This window comes from Bathymodiolus thermophilus thioautotrophic gill symbiont, assembly GCF_003711265.1.
Classification (GTDB): domain Bacteria; phylum Pseudomonadota; class Gammaproteobacteria; order PS1; family Pseudothioglobaceae; genus Thiodubiliella.
Genome location: NZ_CP024634.1, coordinates 978,259 through 998,541 on the forward strand (window position 1 = coordinate 978,259; position 20,283 = coordinate 998,541).

Annotated in this window: 22 protein-coding genes and 2 tRNA genes; 22 read left to right on the top strand and 2 right to left on the bottom strand. The window is 35.6% G+C overall.

Annotation, left to right across the window (positions count from 1 at the left end; all coding sequences use genetic code 11):
• The first annotated feature begins 2 nt into the window (after positions 1 to 2).
• The 22 genes from MS2017_RS03620 to gspN all read left to right on the top strand — a co-directional run bounded on the left by MS2017_RS03620 (position 3) and on the right by gspN (position 16,622).
• Positions 3 to 431 carry an HI0074 family nucleotidyltransferase substrate-binding subunit gene (locus tag MS2017_RS03620; RefSeq protein ID WP_122951291.1) on the top strand — a complete coding sequence of 143 codons (429 nt, stop codon included), beginning with the start codon at positions 3 to 5 and terminating at the stop codon, positions 429 to 431.
• The gene (locus tag MS2017_RS03625) at positions 428 to 742 is read left to right on the top strand and encodes a nucleotidyltransferase domain-containing protein (RefSeq protein ID WP_122951292.1); all 315 of its coding nucleotides are present in this window, start codon (positions 428 to 430) and stop codon (positions 740 to 742) included. Before MS2017_RS03620 ends, MS2017_RS03625 begins: the two co-directional genes overlap by 4 nt.
• Positions 735 to 1,931 carry a restriction endonuclease subunit S gene (locus MS2017_RS03630; RefSeq protein ID WP_122952218.1) on the top strand — a complete coding sequence of 399 codons (1,197 nt, stop codon included), beginning with the start codon at positions 735 to 737 and terminating at the stop codon, positions 1,929 to 1,931. The genes MS2017_RS03625 and MS2017_RS03630 overlap by 8 nt, the downstream gene beginning before the upstream one ends.
• A gap of 21 nt (positions 1,932 to 1,952) precedes the next feature.
• On the top strand, positions 1,953 to 3,956 hold the full coding sequence (locus MS2017_RS03635) for an ATP-dependent nuclease (RefSeq protein ID WP_122951293.1): 2,004 nt from the start codon (positions 1,953 to 1,955) through the stop codon (positions 3,954 to 3,956).
• Entirely contained in the window at positions 3,941 to 5,770 is a 1,830-nt protein-coding gene (locus MS2017_RS03640) for an ATP-dependent helicase (protein WP_122951294.1), read from the top strand. The genes MS2017_RS03635 and MS2017_RS03640 overlap by 16 nt, the downstream gene beginning before the upstream one ends.
• Before the next feature lie 33 nt (positions 5,771 to 5,803).
• Positions 5,804 to 6,658, top strand: a complete 855-nt coding sequence (locus MS2017_RS03645; RefSeq protein ID WP_122951295.1) for a BRO family protein — start codon at positions 5,804 to 5,806, stop codon at positions 6,656 to 6,658.
• A 288-nt stretch (positions 6,659 to 6,946) separates the two neighbouring features.
• Positions 6,947 to 9,376: an EcoAI/FtnUII family type I restriction enzme subunit R gene (gene hsdR, locus MS2017_RS03650; protein ID WP_122951296.1), complete on the top strand. Its 2,430-nt coding sequence runs from the start codon at positions 6,947 to 6,949 to the stop codon at positions 9,374 to 9,376.
• A gap of 53 nt (positions 9,377 to 9,429) precedes the next feature.
• On the top strand, positions 9,430 to 10,110 hold the full coding sequence (gene radC, locus MS2017_RS03655) for a RadC family protein (RefSeq protein WP_071565088.1): 681 nt from the start codon (positions 9,430 to 9,432) through the stop codon (positions 10,108 to 10,110).
• On the top strand, positions 10,107 to 10,814 hold the full coding sequence (locus MS2017_RS03660) for a biosynthetic peptidoglycan transglycosylase (RefSeq protein WP_237731913.1): 708 nt from the start codon (positions 10,107 to 10,109) through the stop codon (positions 10,812 to 10,814). Before radC ends, MS2017_RS03660 begins: the two co-directional genes overlap by 4 nt.
• Positions 10,765 to 11,442, top strand: a complete 678-nt coding sequence (gene tsaB, locus MS2017_RS03665; RefSeq protein ID WP_241156958.1) for a tRNA (adenosine(37)-N6)-threonylcarbamoyltransferase complex dimerization subunit type 1 TsaB — start codon at positions 10,765 to 10,767, stop codon at positions 11,440 to 11,442. Before MS2017_RS03660 ends, tsaB begins: the two co-directional genes overlap by 50 nt.
• A gap of 31 nt (positions 11,443 to 11,473) precedes the next feature.
• The gene (locus tag MS2017_RS03670; protein WP_071565091.1) at positions 11,474 to 12,211 is read left to right on the top strand and encodes a heme ABC transporter permease; all 738 of its coding nucleotides are present in this window, start codon (positions 11,474 to 11,476) and stop codon (positions 12,209 to 12,211) included.
• Positions 12,208 to 12,375 (top strand): heme exporter protein CcmD, encoded by a 168-nt coding sequence (gene ccmD, locus MS2017_RS03675; protein ID WP_071565092.1) that lies wholly within the window; start codon positions 12,208 to 12,210, stop codon positions 12,373 to 12,375. The genes MS2017_RS03670 and ccmD overlap by 4 nt, the downstream gene beginning before the upstream one ends.
• Complete coding sequence (gene ccmE / locus MS2017_RS03680; protein WP_122951297.1) at positions 12,368 to 12,784, top strand: cytochrome c maturation protein CcmE; 417 nt, start codon at positions 12,368 to 12,370, stop codon at positions 12,782 to 12,784. The genes ccmD and ccmE overlap by 8 nt, the downstream gene beginning before the upstream one ends.
• Before the next feature lie 2 nt (positions 12,785 to 12,786).
• Positions 12,787 to 13,308, top strand: coding sequence for a DsbE family thiol:disulfide interchange protein (locus MS2017_RS03685; protein WP_122951298.1), 522 nt, complete (start codon positions 12,787 to 12,789; stop codon positions 13,306 to 13,308).
• Positions 13,309 to 13,390: 82 nt separating this feature from the next.
• Positions 13,391 to 13,690, top strand: coding sequence for an HU family DNA-binding protein (locus MS2017_RS03690; protein WP_420481216.1), 300 nt, complete (start codon positions 13,391 to 13,393; stop codon positions 13,688 to 13,690).
• 55 nt (positions 13,691 to 13,745) lie between these two features.
• Positions 13,746 to 13,821: transfer RNA gene (locus MS2017_RS03695), tRNA-Val, on the top strand.
• A gap of 6 nt (positions 13,822 to 13,827) precedes the next feature.
• A tRNA-Asp gene (locus MS2017_RS03700) sits at positions 13,828 to 13,904 on the top strand.
• 150 nt (positions 13,905 to 14,054) lie between these two features.
• The gene (locus MS2017_RS03705) at positions 14,055 to 14,261 is read left to right on the top strand and encodes a hypothetical protein (RefSeq protein ID WP_122951299.1); all 207 of its coding nucleotides are present in this window, start codon (positions 14,055 to 14,057) and stop codon (positions 14,259 to 14,261) included.
• A gap of 177 nt (positions 14,262 to 14,438) precedes the next feature.
• Entirely contained in the window at positions 14,439 to 15,302 is an 864-nt protein-coding gene (gspL, locus tag MS2017_RS03710) for a type II secretion system protein GspL (RefSeq protein WP_071565097.1), read from the top strand.
• Complete coding sequence (locus MS2017_RS03715; RefSeq protein WP_122951300.1) at positions 15,299 to 15,736, top strand: type II secretion system protein GspM; 438 nt, start codon at positions 15,299 to 15,301, stop codon at positions 15,734 to 15,736. The genes gspL and MS2017_RS03715 overlap by 4 nt, the downstream gene beginning before the upstream one ends.
• A 17-nt stretch (positions 15,737 to 15,753) precedes the next feature.
• Entirely contained in the window at positions 15,754 to 15,909 is a 156-nt protein-coding gene (locus MS2017_RS11145; RefSeq protein ID WP_158009445.1) for a hypothetical protein, read from the top strand.
• Entirely contained in the window at positions 15,906 to 16,622 is a 717-nt protein-coding gene (gene gspN / locus MS2017_RS03720) for a type II secretion system protein N (RefSeq protein WP_071565099.1), read from the top strand. The genes MS2017_RS11145 and gspN overlap by 4 nt, the downstream gene beginning before the upstream one ends.
• 261 nt (positions 16,623 to 16,883) lie before the next feature.
• Here gspN and MS2017_RS03725 read toward each other — a convergent pair whose 3' ends face one another.
• Positions 16,884 to 19,541, bottom strand: coding sequence for a M4 family metallopeptidase (locus tag MS2017_RS03725; RefSeq protein WP_122951301.1), 2,658 nt, complete (start codon positions 19,539 to 19,541; stop codon positions 16,884 to 16,886).
• Positions 19,541 to 20,140, bottom strand: coding sequence for a hypothetical protein (locus MS2017_RS03730; RefSeq protein ID WP_122951302.1), 600 nt, complete (start codon positions 20,138 to 20,140; stop codon positions 19,541 to 19,543). The genes MS2017_RS03725 and MS2017_RS03730 overlap by 1 nt, the downstream gene beginning before the upstream one ends.
• Positions 20,141 to 20,283: the final 143 nt, after the last annotated feature.

Below are 20,283 nucleotides of genomic sequence, written 5' to 3' on the forward strand. Positions count from 1 at the left end.
TTATGAGCGAAAATAAAGACATTAGATGGAAACAAAGATTTCAAAATTATTCAAAAGCATTCGCACTATTGCGCATTGTCATTGAAGAAAACGAAGACATCTTAACTTTATCCGACCTAGAAAAAGAAGGACTTATCAGACGATTTAAATTCACCTTTGAACTGGCATGGAGAACGCTCAAAGATAAAATGCAAGAAGACGGTATTATGATAGACAAAATCAGCCCAAAATTCATCTTAAAACTGGCGTATAACAGTAAATACATTAACAATATAAAAGTATGGATAGCAATGGTAAACGATAGAAATCTAATGAGCCATACCTATAACTTTGACAACTTTAACAAAGTTTTGAAAGCACTACAAGACACCTATTATTTCCACCTAGAAGAACTTTATATAGACTTTATGACACAAGATTTAAACGAATGATGTTTGGACTAAACACAACTCAAGCGCAAATACTACAAAGTATTTTTAAAAAACACCTTAAAACAGGATTGGTAATTGTTTACGGATCAAGGGTTAAAGGCACCTACACAAAATATAGCGATATAGATTTGGTTTTAAAAGCCACCCATCTTAACGCCCATCAAGTCGAGGATTTAATTGACGATATTATAGAAAGTGATTTTCCTTATTTGTGCGATATACAATTATTTGAAACTATCAACAATCCCAGTCTGTTAGATCATATTGATAGAATGGGAGAGGTTTTTTATCGGGGTGATGATAATGAGTAGTGGGGGTTTGAAATTGCCGAAAGGGTGGGAGGTTAAGAAACTGGGGGAAATATCTTTAGTCGGTGCAGGGAATTCTGCACCTCAAAATAAAGAGTTATTTAAAAATGGAAAGTATTTTTTTATTAGAACTTCTGATGTTGGAAAAATAAAAAAAGGACATATAAATTCGAGTAATGATTTATTGAGTGAAGAGGGAATTCTAAAATTAAAGTTACATAAAGCAGGAACAATACTTTTCCCAAAAAGCGGGGCATCTACATTTCTAAATCATAGGGTAATAATGGATATTGATGGCTATGTATCAAGCCATTTAGCAACCATAAAACCCAATAAAAGGATTAAAGATAGATATGTTTGGTTCTACTTAATTATGATTGATGCAAAGGATTTAATGCAAAATATTGCTTACCCTTCTTTGAAATTATCTGATATAAGAAAAATCCCAATCCCAATCCCATTATTCCCCGAACAAAAACGCATAGTCGCCATTCTTGATAAAGCCTTTGCCGAAATAGCCAAAGCAGAAGCCATCGCCAAAACCAATTTACAAAACGCCAAAGAATTATTTGAAAGTTATTTGGATAATGTTTTTAAAAACAAAAGTGACGATTGGGAGGAAAAACTTTTAGGGGATATTTGTAAAATAGAGTCCAAGTTAATTGATCCAAAAGAATTAAAATATCAGGATTTTATTCACATTGGAGCAGGAAATATTGTTTCAGAAAAGGGAATGCTGATTGATTTAAAAACAGCAAAAGAGGAGGCTCTTATTTCTGGAAAATTCTTGTTTGATGACTCAATGGTTTTGTATAGTAAAATACGACCGTATTTAATGAAAATTGTAAAATGTGAATTTAAGGGGTTGTGTAGTGCAGATATTTATCCATTAACGCCAATTAAAGGTAAATTGGTACAATCATTCTTATACTACTTATTGCTCTCAAGTCATTTTACAAAATATGCAATTGAAGGATCCCAAAGAGCAGGAATGCCAAAAGTAAATAGAAAACATCTTTTTAATTATTCGTTTTACTGCCCCTTGGTAAAACAACAAAAACAAATTATTCAAAAGTTAGATCAATTGCAATTTGAAATTAAAAAACTAGAGAAGATTTACCAACAAAAAAATGAAAGTTTAATAGCGCTTAGAAAATCAATCTTACAAAAAGCATTTGAAGGAGAATTATAATTATGGAAACAAGGGAGCAATATGCAAATTAAAAAAATCGAAATACTTAATTTTAGATTGTTGAAAGATTTTAGTATTGACCTTGAAGACAACCTGTCTTTAATAATTGGCAAAAATAACACTGGAAAAACATCTTTGCTTTCACTTTTGGAGCTATTTTTCTCAAGTAAGACAAACCATTTTACTTTACATGATTTTAATCTTGAATTCCAGCAAGAAATTAAAGGTATATTAGATGAAGATATAACAAAAGAAAATTACAATAATTTAGAAATTAACCTTAAATTTTATATTGAATATTTTGAATCAGATAATTTGAAAAACATATCTGATTTTATTCTTAATTTAGATCCCGAAGAAAACTATCTTGTTCTATCGTTTAGTTATGTATTGGAATATGAGAGCTATTCAAGGTTAAAAGGTGACTACAAGAAATTTAAAAATGAATTCAAAGATAAATCTGCAATAGACTTTCTTGGTAAAAATCACAAACAATATTTTTCAATCAAAAAAACAGTTGTTGAACATAACAAGGAAGAAAATGAAAAAGAAATAAAAGATGAGCAATTGTCAAAAATTATTTCACTTGAAACTATCAATGCCAAAAGAGATGTATCAAATGGAGAAAGAGGAGGATTTACAAGCAATAAAACTCTTTCAAGACTTTCGTATCAATTTTATAGTCATTCAAACAAGTCAAATCCAACTACTGTTTCAGATTTACAAAGTGAATTAATTAGAACAGATGGCAAGTTAAATAAAACTTATAAAGCAATATTTGAAAAAGTAGTTGGTGACATAAGAAAATTCAGTGTTAACGATTCAGAAGTTTTAATAAAATCAAATCTTGAAGAGATGAATATCTTAAAAGATAATACTTCTGTTGTGTATAAGCAGGGGGATATGGAATTACCAGAAGATTATAACGGTTTAGGGTATATGAATTTATTCGCCATGGTATTTAAACTTCATTTAATATTTGATTCCTTTAAAAAGAATGATGTAAATCAAGGGGGGCAAGCCGATATAAATTTATTGTTTATTGAAGAACCAGAGGCACATACCCACCCTCAAATGCAATATGTTTTTATTAAAAATATTAAAAACTTATTAGCCGAAGGAAAGGAGGAATTAAATAATTTACAAACTATTATTAGCACTCACTCTTCTCATATTGCATCTCAAAGTGAGTTTAATGACATTAAGTATTTCAAAAAAATGGATAACCAAGTTACCTGTAAAAATTTATCTAATTTGGAAAACGAAGAAAATTCTGAAGATCGCGAAAGAATGAATTTTAATTTTTTAAAACAACATCTTACGCTTTACAGAGCAGAGTTGTTTTTTGCTGAAAAGATTATTTTTATTGAGGGGGACACAGAAAGAATTTTATTGCCTGCTATGATGAAAAAAATTGATGAAGAAAAAAAAGAAGATGAAGGGTATATTCCTTTGTTGTCTCAAAATATTTCAGTTGTAGAAGTTGGTGCCTACTCTCATGTTTTTGATAAATTTTTAAACTTTCTTGGAATTAAAACTTTAATAATAACCGATATTGATTCAGTTGATTCAAGTAAAAAAAAATGTGTTGTTGATGATGGAAAAAATACAAGCAACGCTTCTATAAAGTATTTTTTAAAAGATAAGGGGTGGGATGCCTTACAAAAATTAGAGCACACATCAAAAATATTATCAAAAACTGGGTCTTTGTGGGAGAAGAATGGAGATGGATTGCTTTGTATTGCCTACCAAATAAAGCAGAATAATTACCATGCCCGTAGTTTTGAAGATTCTTTTATTTCTATTAATATTAACTTTATTGAAAACAATAAGAAGAATTTTAAAAGTTTGAAAAATATAATAAAAATAACATCGACACCCCCTAATTTTTATGAAATTGCAGATAATTGCATTGATAAAAAAACTCTTTTTGCAATGGATATTCTTTATTACAGTAGCGAAAGTTATAAAGAATGGTGTGTGCCTGAGTATATAAAAGAGGGGTTAGTGTGGCTAGCGAAATAATTAATAAAATCAAATCTCAAATTAAAATAGGCAATAATTTTCTTATAAGTGGTGGTGCAGGAAGCGGCAAAACCTATTCTTTAATGAAAGTCATAGATTTAATATATGAGATAGACTCTTCATCAACTATCGCTTGTATTACCTTTACTAATATTGCAGCAAATGAGATTAAACATAGGGCAAAACATGAGAAATTAGAGGTATTTACAATTCATGATTTTTTATGGAAATCAATAAAAAATTATCAAAATGATTTAAAAAAATCTCTTGTTGATTTAGTTATAATGGAAAAAGAAGTGGAAAAATCAGGCATTAAATATACTGGAGAAAAAGATATATCTATTGAATATTTACAGGACAAAGAAATAAATTATAAAGACTATAGAAAAATAGATAATGGCATATTGTCACATGATGATATTTTTAAAATATCAAATTATATGTTTAAAACATATCCGTTATTATGTGATGTTTTAAAGGATAAATACGGATATATTCTTATTGATGAATATCAAGATACCGAAGAACAAGTTATTGACATTTTCCTAAAGTATTTACCAAAGTCAAATGATAAAAAAAATATTATTGGTTTTTTTGGCGATTCTATGCAGTCAATATATTCGAATAGAATAGGCGACTTAAAGCAGTATATTAAAGATGGCTTAGTTTTTGAAATAAAAAAGAATGACAATTGGCGATGCTCTGAAACAGTTATTGATCTTCTTAACAAAATTAGAACTGACGATATTCAACAAACACGAAAAAGAAGAGGTGATGAGATAGATATAGATTTGAGTGGTAGTGCAAAATTCATTTATTCAAATGCTGAAGATATTGATTTTGAAAGCATAAAAATCAACCCGCTGTTTGAGCATTGGGATTTTAATGATGTCAATGAAACAAAAGAGTTGTATCTGACACATAATTTAATAGCAGATAAGGCTGGTTTTGGTAAAATATTTCAAATTTATAACAATGATGAAATTATTAAACAAGTAAAAAAAATTAAAAAAAAATCAGAGGAAGGCAGTTCATTAGATGACATTAAAAGTAAGACATTTGAAGAAGTTTTAAATATGGACATCGCCAAAGAAACACTGGCTTTTCAAGGATTTATTTCCGAGAATGGGGAGCTATTTAATCAAACTAAATCTATTTTTTTTGAGGAATTATCAAGAATTCGTTTAAATACAGACCAACTTATAGGTAATAATTCTGACAAATTATGCATTCATCTCAAAAAAATACAGGAAAGAATTGATTTATACGAAACAAAACAGGTTAATGAGTTTACAAGAAAAGTAGATTATAAAATTTTATCAATTAACGACAAAAAAGAGTTAAAAAGTGCAATAGATACCATAGTTAATCAAAAAAATGAAACGATAGAAACTATTGTTAATCTTGCAGATAGCATGAACATTGTGAAAAAAGATGATAATTTTACTAATTTTATTAATGAAAATCAATATGTGTACGATAGAGTTAAGAGTTTGCCGTTTACTGAAATAACCAATCTTTATAAATTTGAAGAAAAGAAAACCCCCTACTCTACGCAACATGGAATTAAAGGGGCTGAATTTAATAATGTTTTTGTAATCTTAGATAATGGCAAGTGGAATCTATACAATTTTAAACACTTTTTTGAAGAAACTGCTAGAAAGGAGTCTATAGTCGAGCGAACAAACAAAATGTTTTATGTGTGCTGCTCCAGAGCAAAAAAGAATTTGATTGTATTTTATCATCAACCTAGTGGTATAGCGTTAACAAAAGCAAAAGAGTGGTTTGGGCCTGAGAATGTACTGGAAATATAATGACTTTAATGTCACAAAAAAAATCATGAAAAAATGAAAAATCTACATAAATTACAATTATTCCAAGACCAAAAAATAAGAAGCCACTGGGACGAGGCAGCAGAAAAATGGTATTTTTCAATTATTGATATTGTGGAAATACTAACTGAACAAAAGGATTATCAGGGTGCAAGAAATTATTGGAAGGTTTTAAAACATCGGCTTTTAAAAGAAGGCAATGAAACGGTTACAAATTGTAACCAGTTGAAAATGTCTTCTGCTGATGGAAAAATGAGGCTAACCGATGTTGCTGATACTAAAGATATTCTGCGTTTAATCCAATCCATCCCCTCTAAAAAAGCCGAGCCCTTTAAACAATGGTTGGCACAAGTTGGCAAAGAGCGATTGGACGAAATAGAAAATCCAGAACTTGCTCAAGTGCGAATGAAAGCGCTTTATGAGCAAAAAGGTTATCCAAAAGATTGGATTGATAAGCGACTACGGGGCATTGCGATTCGTCAGAATCTTACGGATGAATGGCAGGAAAGGGGCATTAGCGAGCAGCGAGATTATGCGATTTTAACGGCTGAAATTTCCAAGGCGACTTTTGGAATGACGCCAAGTGAATACAAAGCGTTTAAAAATTTGCCGGTAAAATCAAAGGCCAATTTGCGTGATAATATGGATGATTTAGAGTTGATTTTTACAATGTTGGGTGAGCGAGTAACCACTGAAATATCCAAAGCGGAAAAGCCAGATACTTTGGTAAAAAACAAAAAAGTTGCCAAACGAGGTGGTACAGTGGCAGGTAATGCTAGAAAAGACACCGAAAAGGAATTGGGCAGAAGTGTGATGAATGCGGATAATTTGTTGGATTTGGGTAAAAAATTAGGGAAAAATAGCCGTTAGGTATTGGCAAAATAATAAGAAAAATCAGTGGGCTGTTTTTTTCTTGACTGGTTCTTGACTGTTGCAACTTATAGGTGTTAGGATAGTTAAATAAAACTATATAAATCAAACGCTTATTGTAATTTTAGTTTCTTGACTGGTTCTTGACTGTTGCAACTTATAGGTGTTAGGATAGTTAAATAAAACTATATAAATCAAACACTTATTGTAATTTTAGTTTCTTGACTGGTTCTTGACTGTGAATAAATAAGGTAAATAACTTAATGAAAATAAACACTTAAAATAATGATGAATGAAGCAGAAACGAGGGCGGAGTTAATAGACCCACAACTAAAGGCGAGTGGCTGGGGTGTTGTAGAGGGGTCGAAGGTATTGCGTGAGCGAGATGTTTGTAAAATTACTGAGGGTAGGATTCAGATTGGTGGTGGGCGTAAAAATCCGCTTATTGCGGATTATATTTTGGCTTATCAAGGGTTTAAACTGGCGGTTGTTGAGGCTAAAAGTGCTGATTTGGCGGTGGGCGAGGGGGTGGCACAGGCTAAATTGTATGCGCAAAAATTAAATTTAAATTACACTTATGCTGCTAATGGTAAAGAAATTTATCAAATCAATATGAACACTGGTGAGGAGCGGTTTGTTGCTGGTTTTCCCACGCCTGATGAACTTTGGAGAGCTGTTTATGGTGAGCAAGATAAATGCTTAGATGCGTTTTCAAAGGTGCCTTTTGAGGATAAATCGGGCACTTGGAAGCCGAGGTATTATCAGGAAATTGCGGTGAACAAGACGCTTGAGGCGATTGCAAAAAATCAAATGCGTATTTTGCTAACTCTGGCGACAGGTACGGGCAAAACAGCGATTGCGTTTCAAATTGCTTGGAAATTGTTTCATACGCGTTGGAATTTAAGCAAAGATGGGCAAAGGCAGCCGCGAATCTTGTTTTTGGCAGACCGTAATATTTTAGCCGATCAGGCGTTTAATGCATTTTCAGCCTTTAATGAGGATGCGATGGTGCGTATTAAGCCAAAAGAAATTAAGAAAAGGGGTAAGGTGCCAACCAATGGCAGTGTCTTTTTTACCATTTTTCAATCGTTAATGGCAAATGACAATACGGCTGAATTGCCAGAAGATGAGGAGCGAGATGAGGCAGAATTTGACGACAAAACTGCTTATTACCATCAATATGCACAAGACTTTTTTGATTTAATTATTATTGACGAGTGCCACAGGGGCGGGGCCAATAATGAAAGTAGTTGGCGTGGGATTTTGGCCTATTTTTCTCCTGCGGTGCAGTTGGGTTTGACGGCGACGCCAAAACGCCAAGACAATGTGGATACTTATGAATATTTTGGTGAGCCTGTTTATGTTTATTCTCTGAAAGAAGGGGTGAATGATGGTTTTTTGACCCCGTTTAAAGTCAAGCGTATTAAGACAACCTTGGATGATTATATTTATATCAATGAGGATGAAATACTGGAAGGCAATGTTGAGACTAGCAAACTTTATGAAGAAAAAGACTTTAACAAAAACATAGAGATTAAAGCGCGTGAATTTAAACGGGTGCAGATTTTTATGGACGAAGTTAATCAGAATGAAAAAACCATTGTTTTTTGTGCCTCTCAAGCGCATGCATCGATGGTTAGGGATTTGATTAACCAGTATAAAAACAGTGTTGATGTGAATTATTGTGTGCGAGTTACGGCAAATGATGGGGAGCTTGGGGAGCAATTTTTGCGTGAATTTCAAGACAATGAAAAAACTATTCCCACCATTCTAACCACTTCGCAAAAACTCTCAACGGGGGTGGATGCCCGTAATATTCGTAACATTGTGTTGATGCGAGAAGTGGGGCAAATGATTGAATTTAAACAAATCATTGGGCGTGGCACACGACTTTTTGAGGGCAAAGACTTTTTTACCATTTATGACTTTGTGGATGCTTATCAAAATTTCTTAGACCCTGAGTGGGATGGTGACCCGATTGAGCCAGAAGCGTGTTATGGCTGTGGAGAATGTCCTTGTGTTTGTGAAAAAATGCCATCGAAGTCTTGTAAAAAATGTGGACAATCTCCTTGTGTGTGCGTTAAGGGAACTTGTGAGGGTTGTGAACAAAGCCCTTGTGTTTGCATTAAAAAAGTGAAAATAGAATTGGCTGATGGCAAAGCAAGAGAAATTCAGTATATGCTCACAACTTCGTTTTGGGGTGCGGGTGGTGAGTTGATTTCAGCAACAGAATTTTTGCAAAATTTGTTTGGTGAATTGCCTAATTTTTTCAAAGATGAAGAGGAATTGCGGGAGATATGGGGGCATCCAAGCACCAGACAGGATTTGCTGCAAAAATTAGAGGTTGCGGGTTTTGGTAAACAACAATTAAACAGTTTGAAAAAACTTATTAATGCGGAAAATAGCGATTTATTCGATGTGCTTGAATATGTATTTAATAGCGATTTTCAACTGATGACCCGACAAGAAAGGGTGTCTGAGGCAAGGGCAAAAATACTGTTTTCTTTGAACGAAGTCCAGCAAGAATTTATAGAATTTGTTTTGAGTAAGTATATTGAAAGCGGCGTTGAAGAACTTAAGCGGAGTCAATTATCAACTTTGTTAACAATAAAATACCAGTCGCTGGAGGATGCTAAAGAGGTATTAGGCGAGATAGAAGACATTGTCCCTTTGTTTGTTGATTTTCAAAAATATTTATACCAAGCAAAGGTGGCGTAAATGAGTGATTATTTATCTTTATGTGAAGATTTCTTATTAATGAAAAAGCAATTATGACAATAAAAAACTGGCACGAAAACGACAGACCCAGAGAAAAAATGATTAAATTTGGCGAGGACAGTTTGAGCGATGCAGAGTTGTTGGCTATATTTTTACGCACCGGTATTAAGGGTAAAAGTGCGGTGGTATTGGCGCAAGATTTGCTTGATCAATTTGGCTCTTTGCATAATTTGTTAAATGCAAATGAGGAGGAATTTTGCAAAGGTAAGGGCTTGGGGCCAGCAAAATATGCCAATTTGCGTGGGGTGATGGCGATGGCAAAACGGTATTTTGAGTCGGGTATGAACAAGGGTGATACTTTTACTCGACCAGAGCAAATTGCCAGTTATTTGCACTTGCATATTGGCAATTCACATCGGGAGACTTTTGCGATGTTGTTGTTGGATCAAAAAAATCATTTGATTGAATTGGTGGAATTATTTACTGGCACGCTAAATAAAGCCAGTGTGCATCCACGAGAAGTGGTTAAAGCCGTGTTGCATAACAATGCAGCGGCTGTGATTTTGGCACACAATCATCCGTCAGGCGATCCAACGCCATCACAATCTGATATTAATATTACTCACAAAATTAAAGACGCATTGGCGTTGATTGATGTGCGTGTGCTAGACCATATTATTGTAGGCAACGGTGGGCGTTTTGAGAGTTTGGCACAGCGGGGTAATATGTTGTGAAGTGGTTAAAGCGCTTAATTTTATGGTTAATGTTGCTTATTGTTGTTGTTTTTTCTGCTTATCTTAATCATCTGCATGGCGTGGTTAAAGATGAATTTTCTAAGCCGTTAGATGCAAAAAATTCCACCTTATTGCTGGCACAACAGCCGCAGGCGCTTATTAATATGTTGTTAATAGTAGAAGACCAGTCATTTTTTCAGCATAATGGGGTGGATTTTAGAGAAATCACCAGAGTGGTGCGTGATTATTATTTGCATGATAAGCCCATGAGGGGTGCCAGTACCATTACCCAACAATTGATTAAAAATTCATTGCTCACGCGTAAAAAAACCCTGACTAGAAAACTTAATGAAGCGTTAATGGCATTGTTGTTGGAGGCTACATTTGACAAAGAGATGATTTTGAATCGCTATATGAACAGTGTGTATTTGGGGCAACATGGGTATTATGAAGTGCATGGATTTCAGCGTGCGGCGCAGTTTTATTTTAATGCAAAGCTTGAGGATTTACCCCTGAAACACTTAGCAACTTTGGTGGCATTGATAAAGGGGCCAAGTTATTATCATCCAACCAAACACCCGAGGCGCTTACTAAGGCGCAGAAATTTAGTGTTACAACTGTATTATAAGTATAAAAAAACGATAAAATGGCACAATGCAAAATACACAAAATACACAAAATATGCAAAACATACTGGCAATTGACACTTGCACCGAAGTTTGTTCTGTGAGTCTTTATACACAAGGTGAGATGGTTTCACGCTTTGTGCAAGATGTGGCAAAAAGTTCCAGTTTAATTTTACCGTTGTGCGATGAAGTGTTTGCCGAAGCCAATATAACAAGTGCAGATTTGGATGTGATTGTTTACACCAAAGGCCCCGGTGCATTTACAGGTGTGCGTATGTGTGTGAGCGTGGTGCAAGGAATGTCTTTGGCGCACAATATTCCCACTGTGGGGTTTTCTACCCTTGAAGTGGTTGGCTTTGGTGCTGTGCAAAAATACAAAATTGATAAACTTGCCATTGCCCTTGATGCGCGTATGAATGAGGTCTATTGGGGGATATATCAAGAAGGGGTGTTAAGTGTTGAGCGTTTGGAAAAGCCTGATTTGGTTGATGTGCTGGGTGTTGATTTTATGGGGGTAGGCACGGGTTGGGGTGCTTATGCGGAGGTACTTGCAGCACGCACAGGGATTGATAATTTTGTGGCAAATTTTTATCCAAAATCTGAGAATTTAATCGCTTTGTTTTTAGCCAAAAACACTGAGATTGGTGCCGAGTTGCCGTTGCCAACTTATTTGCGTAACAATGTTGCACAAAAATCGTTAAAATAACCAATTCAATCTTAATTTTGGAATCATCAGTATGTGGAAATGGATTCAAGCATTTGCTTCACCACAAAATTTTTATCAAACCAGTGCTAAAATTATCCCTTGGTTTATGATTCCTTTTGTTGCCCTGTCCTTGGCAGGGCTGTATTGGGGCTTAGTGGTTTCTCCCGCTGATTATCAACAAGGCGATAGCGTCCGCATCATGTATGTGCATGTGCCTGCTGCTTGGATGAGTTTATTTATTTATATGGTGATGGCAATTTCAGGTGCCATTGGCCTCATTTGGCAAATTAAATTAGCACATATAGTTGCCAAAGTATCGGCACCAATTGGTGCATTATTTACGCTTTTGGCATTAATCACAGGCAGTATTTGGGGCAAACCCATGTGGGGGACTTGGTGGGTGTGGGATGCGCGTCTAACTTCTGAACTTATTTTGTTGTTCTTATATTTGGCTTATATGTCGCTTAATAATGCCTTTGACAATCCGAAAACAGCCTCTAAGGCATCTGCTATTTTGGCGATTGTGGGCTTGGTCAACATTCCTATTATTTATTATTCAGTTGAATGGTGGAATAGCCTGCATCAAGGCTCATCTATCGGTGTAACAAAGGTTTCTATGCAAATCGATATGTTTATTTCGCTGATGTTAATCAGTTTTGCCTTTAAGTTTTTATATGGCGCATTGATGTTAATGCGTGCCCGAGATGAGGTATTGGTAAGAGAGCAAAATTCACGCTGGGTAAGAACCTTAATAGAGGGCAAAGAATGATGGATTTTTTACTATTTGATAAATACACAACTTATATATGGGTGTCGTATTTGCTCACTTTTGCCATGGTGGCGTTTTTATTTATCAGCGCCAAGGTAAATCGTACACGCGTTATTACACAATTACGCATTAAATACATTAGAGGGAGAAATGACAATGACTAAAAGGCAAAACAGAATGGTGCTTGTGGCAATATTAGTTGCCGGTGCAGTATTGGCGGTAACGCTTTTATTTCAAGCATTGGGGAATAATGCCAATTACTTTTATTCACCCACTGAAGTGGCAGAAGGCAAGGCGCCGATTGGCAAAAGTTTCCGCTTGGGTGGTTTGGTTACTGTGGGTAGTTTTAAGCGGGAAGATTTAAAATCTACCTTTGATGTTACCGACAATAAAAACAAATTTACCATCCAATACACAGGTATTTTGCCCGACTTATTTAGAGAGGGGCAGGGTATTATTGCCATGGGCTCTTTGGTGGGCAAGGTATTTATAGCAACAGAAGTATTGGCAAAGCACGATGAAAATTATATGCCTCCCGAAGTTTCTGATGCTTTAGAAAAAGCGAAGGAGTAATCATGAATAAATTCTTACCTTTGACAATTTTTGTTGTTTTGGCATGGTTTTTATATAACGGTTTAGGGCGAGATACGAAAAAAATCCCTTCACCTTTAATCGGCAAAACCTTCCCAAGTCTTGAAGTTGAAGATTTTCAAACGGGTGATAAATTTACACTACCAAGTCGCCTAAAAAACAAAGTATCGTTGGTTAATGTGTGGGCTTCTTGGTGCGTTACTTGTAGAGCAGAACATAAAATGTTGAACAATATTGCCCAAACCAGCAGTGTACAAATGGTCGGTATTAACTATAAAGACAGCAAAAAAGAGGGTGAGCGTTTTTTACGCACACTTGGCAATCCGTTCGATTTCATCGTATTTGATGATCGGGGTAAGCTGGGCTTGGAATTAGGTGTGTATGCCACACCTGAGACCTTTGTGGTTGACAAAAAAGGTGTTATCCGATTTAAGCGTATTGGCGACATTACACCAAGCATTTGGCAGCAACAAATATTGCCATTAATTGAGCAATTACAAAAATAATAGATTTTTTTCTAAAATCTATTGACAGCAAGCATTTTTACTGGATAATCCTATTTTTCAAAGTTTTTAATTTTAAACAATAATTCACACAACAAGGAGAAGTAAGAAAATGAATAAATCAGACTTAATTGATGCCATTGCATCAACAGCAGACCTTTCTAAAGCAGACGCAGGTCGTGCATTAAATGCAGTAACAGACGCAATTACAAATTCATTGTCAAAAGGTGACAATGTTGCTATTACAGGTTTTGGTAATTTTCTAGTAAGAGACCGTGCAGCACGCACAGGTCGTAATCCACAAACGGGCGCAACGATTCAAATCAAAGCATCTAAAGTTCCAGCGTTTAAAGCAGGAAAAACATTGAAAGAAGCAGTAAATTAATTTTTTTATTAAGTATAATACCTCGGTGCTTAATTAAGTATTGAGTATGTTTTTTGGGCGCTTAGCTCAGTTGGTAGAGCATCGCCCTTACAAGGCGAGGGTCACAAGTTCAAGTCTTGTAGCGCCCACCAAAAAATGGAGCGGTAGCTCAGTTGGTTAGAGTGCCTGCCTGTCACGCAGGACGTCGCGGGTTCGAATCCCGTCCGCTCCGCCATTTTTAAATAGCACTCTTTTTGAGTGCTATTTTTTTGTCCGTTAAAAAGTAGCAGATGTAAATTAATAGAGACCCTTTTGTTGGGCGTTTATGTCTAATACAAGGCTTCTAGTAGAGTAAGACCCTTGTATAAGAGGCCTTTGCATAAATATGAATAATCATCAAGAATCCACTTCTCCCCCACTTGGCATTTTTTTAACTTTGCTAGGGCAGAGTTTAAGGAAATGGCTAGGTTGGCAACCGTTGAATTTTGTCAATCACTTTTATGCAAATGGCCTTATAATATTTAATCGCCAAACTGGTTGTTTTTATTTATACAAGGACCCTTATTCCCTTTATAATAATACAAAACTTTAAAAGAGACATTAATACATCAATATGAACCATCAAAAATCCACTTTCCATTCGTTTGGTCATTTTTTAAATACAGTTTTAGCCTTGTTGGAGCAAGGTTTAAGGAATTTATTAAGTTGGCAGAAAATGAATTTTGCTAATTATCCATATTTACACAAAAGTCTTTAAAATAGCGTCTTAATGAATATTATTTACTACAATGAATCTAGTGTGTTTGACGAATTATCGTCTAATGAACGCTATCTGATTGCGATTGATTCGGATTTGGTGTCGACACATCAAGTGGAATTGCCTAAGATGAACCTTGCTAAGGCAAAAAAAGCCATTCCTTTTTTGTTGGAAGATACCTTATTGGATGACATTGAAAACTTAGATTTCTTTGTGCGAAAAACAGCAAACACCCATTATTACGAAGTGATTGTAATGGGCAAGCAGGTTATGAGCGAACTTCAAGAAAAAATTGAGCACGCACAATTGGGCGTTGAGCGTTGTGTCATTGATTTTATGTTGTTACCTAATGACAAAGAAAAAATGCATTACCAAGAAGACGAAAGAGGCATATTGTTTCGTTTTGGCGAGTTCTTAGGTGGCAGAATGGACAAAGTCATATTTGACGAGTCGCCAATAGATCAATATCAACTAATTAATGCAACGCTGGATATTAAGAACAGTCAAATTAATTTACTAGAAGTGGATTGGCTGAAGAATTGGGAAAAATCGCTACGACAATGGCGTGTTGGTATTGTGATTATTTTACTCTTGGCTGTGTTGTTGCCAGTCCATCTGATTATGGACAATTATTATTTGTCTGAGAAGGTTCAAATGCAACGCAGCGCTAACCAAAGTACCTTTAAAAAACTGTTTCCTGAAGTTAAGCGTATTGTTGACTTGCCTGTGCAAATTAAACAAAAAGTAAATCAGGCGAATAGCAGTAAGACCCGATCAAGTCGTGATTTATTAACTGAACTTAAGTTAAAAAATAAGCCTGACGCAGTCATTAAGCACCTTAAATTTAACCAACAAACTCTCACATTAAAACCATGAACTGGCATAACTTATCTAATAAAAAGAAGGCAAATTTTTTGGTTTTGGGCGTTGTTGCATTGTTGTTTGTATTATTTATACTAAGCATTGTTTTTCTTAATAGTAAAAACAGTACGCTGAATCAAGAACTCACCAGAGAGCGTGCCTTGTCGCATTCGTTGACAACCTTACAAAGTTCCGTGATTTTCCCTGCCTTATCTACGGCAAAGGCTAAAAAGATTATTCGCAAAACTTATCGTACATTCAAGGGCAAAAAGATGCACATTGATAAAAATAAGCACATTGTGTTGAGTGGGTCAAAAATACAGTTTTTTAAAATATTGAATGGATTGAGTGCACTCAAAAATAAGCACGGCATTATCGTCATTGGTGCAGATATTAAGTATGTCGATAACGGCATAGTTGATGCAAAATTGATTTTTTCATATCCATGAAGACCTTTTGTATAACTATGAATAGTCATCAAAAATCCACTTTTCAGTTGCTTGGCAATTTTTCAAACTCAGTCTTGGTTTCATCAAGACAGGGCTGGCGAAAATTGTTAATTTGGCAAAAATTAAATTTTGCTCATTGTCCATATCTACATTTACACCAAGGTTTCTTATGAAAAAATATATTTTATTGTTCTTAATGTCTTTGGCTTTTTTTCTGATTAGCAGTTTACCTGCAAGTTTATTTGTCTCGTCTATCCAGTCACAATCTCCTTATTTAAACTTTACTACTGTAGAAGGTAGCATTTGGCAAGGACACGCAAACAGCCCTAAATTGGGCAAGATTGATTGGGATTTTTCCCCATTGGCGTTGTTGCAAGCAAAATTAGGTTGGCAAATACAGATTGAGCAAGAGGCGCAGTATGCGCTTGTTTTTAACCTTAGCGTTGATGTATTCAAACAATTGCAACTTAGTGAAGTTGCCGGCACTTTATCCAGTATAGCGCTGAAAAATTTTAAATTATTGCCTGATAATGTTTTTAATGTTTCCTCGTTTGAAGTGCAAATTGATGAGCTTAATATTGACTGGGATGCAGGCAATTTGGCTGCTCGTCCAGACTTATTACAAGGGCTTTTGCAAGTGAAAAATCTTAATGTATTGGGTGAACAACTGGGGGATTACCAACTGCGTATTGACAGCAAAGATCAGCAATTAAACGGTGTCTTTACTGAGAAAAAAGCTCAAATTAAAGCCAATCTAAATGTAACGCTAAGTCTCAGCAATCAACTTAAGATTGAAGGTGACATTAAAGCCAACAATAAAGAGATGCAATCCTTGTTAAATAGTGCCAATGTTAAAGATAAAGTCTTATTCAATTATCAATTATAAGCAAGGCTGATAACATTTGAGACCTTTGCAACAAGTATAAATAATCCTTACTTGACAGTAGTCCCTTAGAAAAGCAAGCCCAACCGTAAGGAACGGTTTGTAACCGTTCCTTCTCTGAGCCCCTGCATTAGGCACAAATATCAACCAAAGGCCCATTTCCACTCATTGGTCAATGAATAAAATTTGCTTTTTATTAACACCCATGTCTAATACAGAGGCCTCAAGTTGATGAACAGCAGATTGCTTATATCCACTAAGGACTTAATTACCAGACTTGTTTGAATCAAGTACATTAATTGCTTCCCATGCCAATTTAACTTGTTCTGCAACATTAATGCCATTGATCACATCATTTCCAGCACTGGTAATCATGCCTGCTTTGGCATCATGAAATGTGGTAACTCTAGTCCATTGATTCTTATTGGCATCTAGGGCGACTTTCATTGCATTATTAATGCCTATACCCGTAACAGTAATGCCGTTATGAGTACCGCCGACTGACAATAGGTAAAACATTTTATTGGCAACAGAACTGTTGTAATGCACACCACAATAATCATTTCCACATGACGATGGCTGAACGCATATATTCTCGTCTACTATGTGCCAGTTTTCGCCTTTATAAGTATCTGGATAAGGTATGATTTCGGCTAAGGTTGGCTGGTAAACCTTACCTGCTTTTAGAATTTTATATGTTTGATGGGACGAATAACCTCTGCTTATAGAAGACGGGTTTTTTATTGAACGAAGAGGGGGGTGGTTATTCAAACCTATCGTCCAACTTTTTACACCAGTTGAATAATGTTGCTTGATAGCAATGCCAAGCCAGTCTGAAAATGCTTCGTTGAGCGCTCCCGATTCACGAGAATAGGCTAATTTGGAGAAACTATTGGTAACTGAATGTCCCCATTCGTGTGCGGCAACATTAATAACGGAAGCAAAACTTGCCTCATAGCCGTACTCTGGTTTGGCAGGCGTGTAAAAAATCCTATTGCCACCAGAAAAAGCATTAAACCACGATCCAGCATCGCTTCTTTTGCCACAAGAGAGCATGTCAAATCGAGGATATAAATAGTTAGTGGTTGCTGATAAAGTTCCCCCTTTATCGTTATAACTGTTCATGTTTAAAACATTCTTTAAATAATCGTAAACTTTGATTGAATTGGCATGGGCATCAACCCCGTCTTTATCAAAGTATTTTACCTTTGTGGCAGTGTGTTTAATATGCCTTGCGGGGGCAAGCCCAATTGACTTGATTGTTTTGATTTTTATATCAGGACTTCCTGGATTGGAAATAACCTCTTCTAAGTAATAATGTTGGTTTGATTTTAAAACTTTTAATGCAGGGTAACTGTTGTTGCCTTGTCCTTGCGCATTTATTGTTTTATGCGTTTGATCAAGTGCTTGAATAGAGCCAGCAATGGGGGGTTTATAGTAGCAAGCTTGTGTACCTATTGCTTGGATTTTAATGGTTACTGCGTGCTGGAATTGCTGTTGTACGCTAAAACGAATGACTCTATTTTGATCTGCAATGGCTTCGTCTTCAGTTGCTCCATCCTTTAATACACTGACCTGACAGCAGTTAATTTGAGCGCAAGCAAGTGTTGGTATTTCAAAGGTTCGCCTCCCTGTTGCGTCGTAAGTAAAGTAATGAGTGTCCTTTTCAAGAGAAGTGCTTTTTGTATAGCCATTTGTATCTCTATCATTTTCTATTTGAGCGGTTAAAAACTGTTTGGCATTTTCTTTACTCACCAATGTTTTACTTGCATCAAATTCATTAATATGTATTTGGAGTAAAGTGCCATAAGGCAGGTATTCTTTTGTATTTTTGGTTAAGAATCTAGAGACATCAATGCCATTATCTGGGTTGCTATCAACATCTAAGGTTTGCAATAATTGCACTATATTCCCCATCTCTAGGTTGCTAGCAGCAATATCACTTGGATATAATATATCGGCGGCTAACGATTGACCCAAATATAAATCACCCAAATAGAATTTAATGCGTTCCCCTGCTTGGTATTTAAAAGCGCCAGATTCATCAGTTGTGCCAGTAAAGGTTTCAGTGGCGTACTTTAACCCTTTAACGGCACTACCTTTGAAATAACCAGTTATTTCGTTAGCAACTGGATTGGTTGGCGTGCTAAACCTGTTTTCTGATACACCCATTAAATCTTTAAAGATGACCCTTACTTTAATTCTTTTGTCAATATGATTTTGAGTTAGGAGGAATGTTTTATTGTTTGCCCCATCAACAAGATTGTCATCAGCATACCACTGATAACTGATGCCGTTATGCGGCACACCACCGGGGTCTTGAATCTCAGCTGTTAAAGTCGTGTTTTTTACGGCATGACCGTTAATATAAACAGTTGCTGGGGCATTGGCAACACCATATTTATTGAGTGTTTGAACTAAATGCTCTTGAGCCTTATTTTTCGTTACTAAAGTTTTACTTGAAAAAGTATGGCTATCAATATAATCTTGCGTTAAATCATCATTAGGCAATGTAGTATCAGCACCTTTAAATTGTTTACTCACATCGATGCCATCGTCTAAATTGTTGTTGCTATCCAAGGTTTGTAACAATTGTGCAATCTTAATACTATGTTCATAATCTGTTGCGATATTATGAGGGTAAAGTGCTTCACTTGCTATGGCACTACCCAACACCATATTACCCAAAGAAAAAGTAATCCTCTCTCCTGCTACATATTGGTAACTGCCGAGTTTATCAGTTGTGCCACTTTGTGTTATGGTCGTGTAGTTTAGTCCTTCAACTGCACTGTCTCTAAAATAGCCAGTTTCAACGGGTGCATTATCACCACCACCACTGCCACCACCACAAGCAGATAGCAATAACACACTAAGTAGAGTAAAACACCGAATGCCTTTAAGCTGTAATGGTAAAGTTATCATTAGTATTTAATGTCCTCTATTTTTGATAGAATATTGGGTGGATTGCTATCACTAACACGATAAATAGTTTCTATGCCGTTAACCGATAATCGCACTTGCCAAATAACATAAGGTTGTGTTTGTATAATCATGGGCTTGATGGACAATACTTTGTGTTGTTTTTGGTCAATAAATGCCAATACTTTGTCAGCAGTTAATTGGGTTTTTTCTTGATTAAGGTGTGCGTCAATTTTACTTTTAAACGAAGGTGATAATAATTGCTGATAACCACTAATGCTACTAACAGCCTCTTGGTCAAAGTGGACAATAATCTGCATTTTCTCCACCTCAATGCCACGGTATGTGGTCTTGAAACGCAAATGCTGATTGCCGAACCTGTCGGTATTGGTTTGTTGAAAAAGTAACGCCCCATCACTGCTAAGATTTAATTGAGCCCTGTGTTCTAGAATGCTTGAACGGGCTTGCTCAAGTGTTGTTGCAGATCCGCCCATGCTATCCGCACTTAGAATATTGTCAACATCAAGATGAAAAAATCCACCCCAAGCATAGGTACTGCCTAGGTAGCCACATAAAATTAAGGTACGAATCATTGTTGCCATAGTTTAAGATTTGATAGAGTAATTACAAATGTAAGATTATACTTTTGTTAAGCCTTGAAAAGCGTGTAAATGACTGGAGCAGGTTGTCAATCTAACTACAATTCTGACAATATTTTAAAAAAAGTGGTGGTATAATAAATATA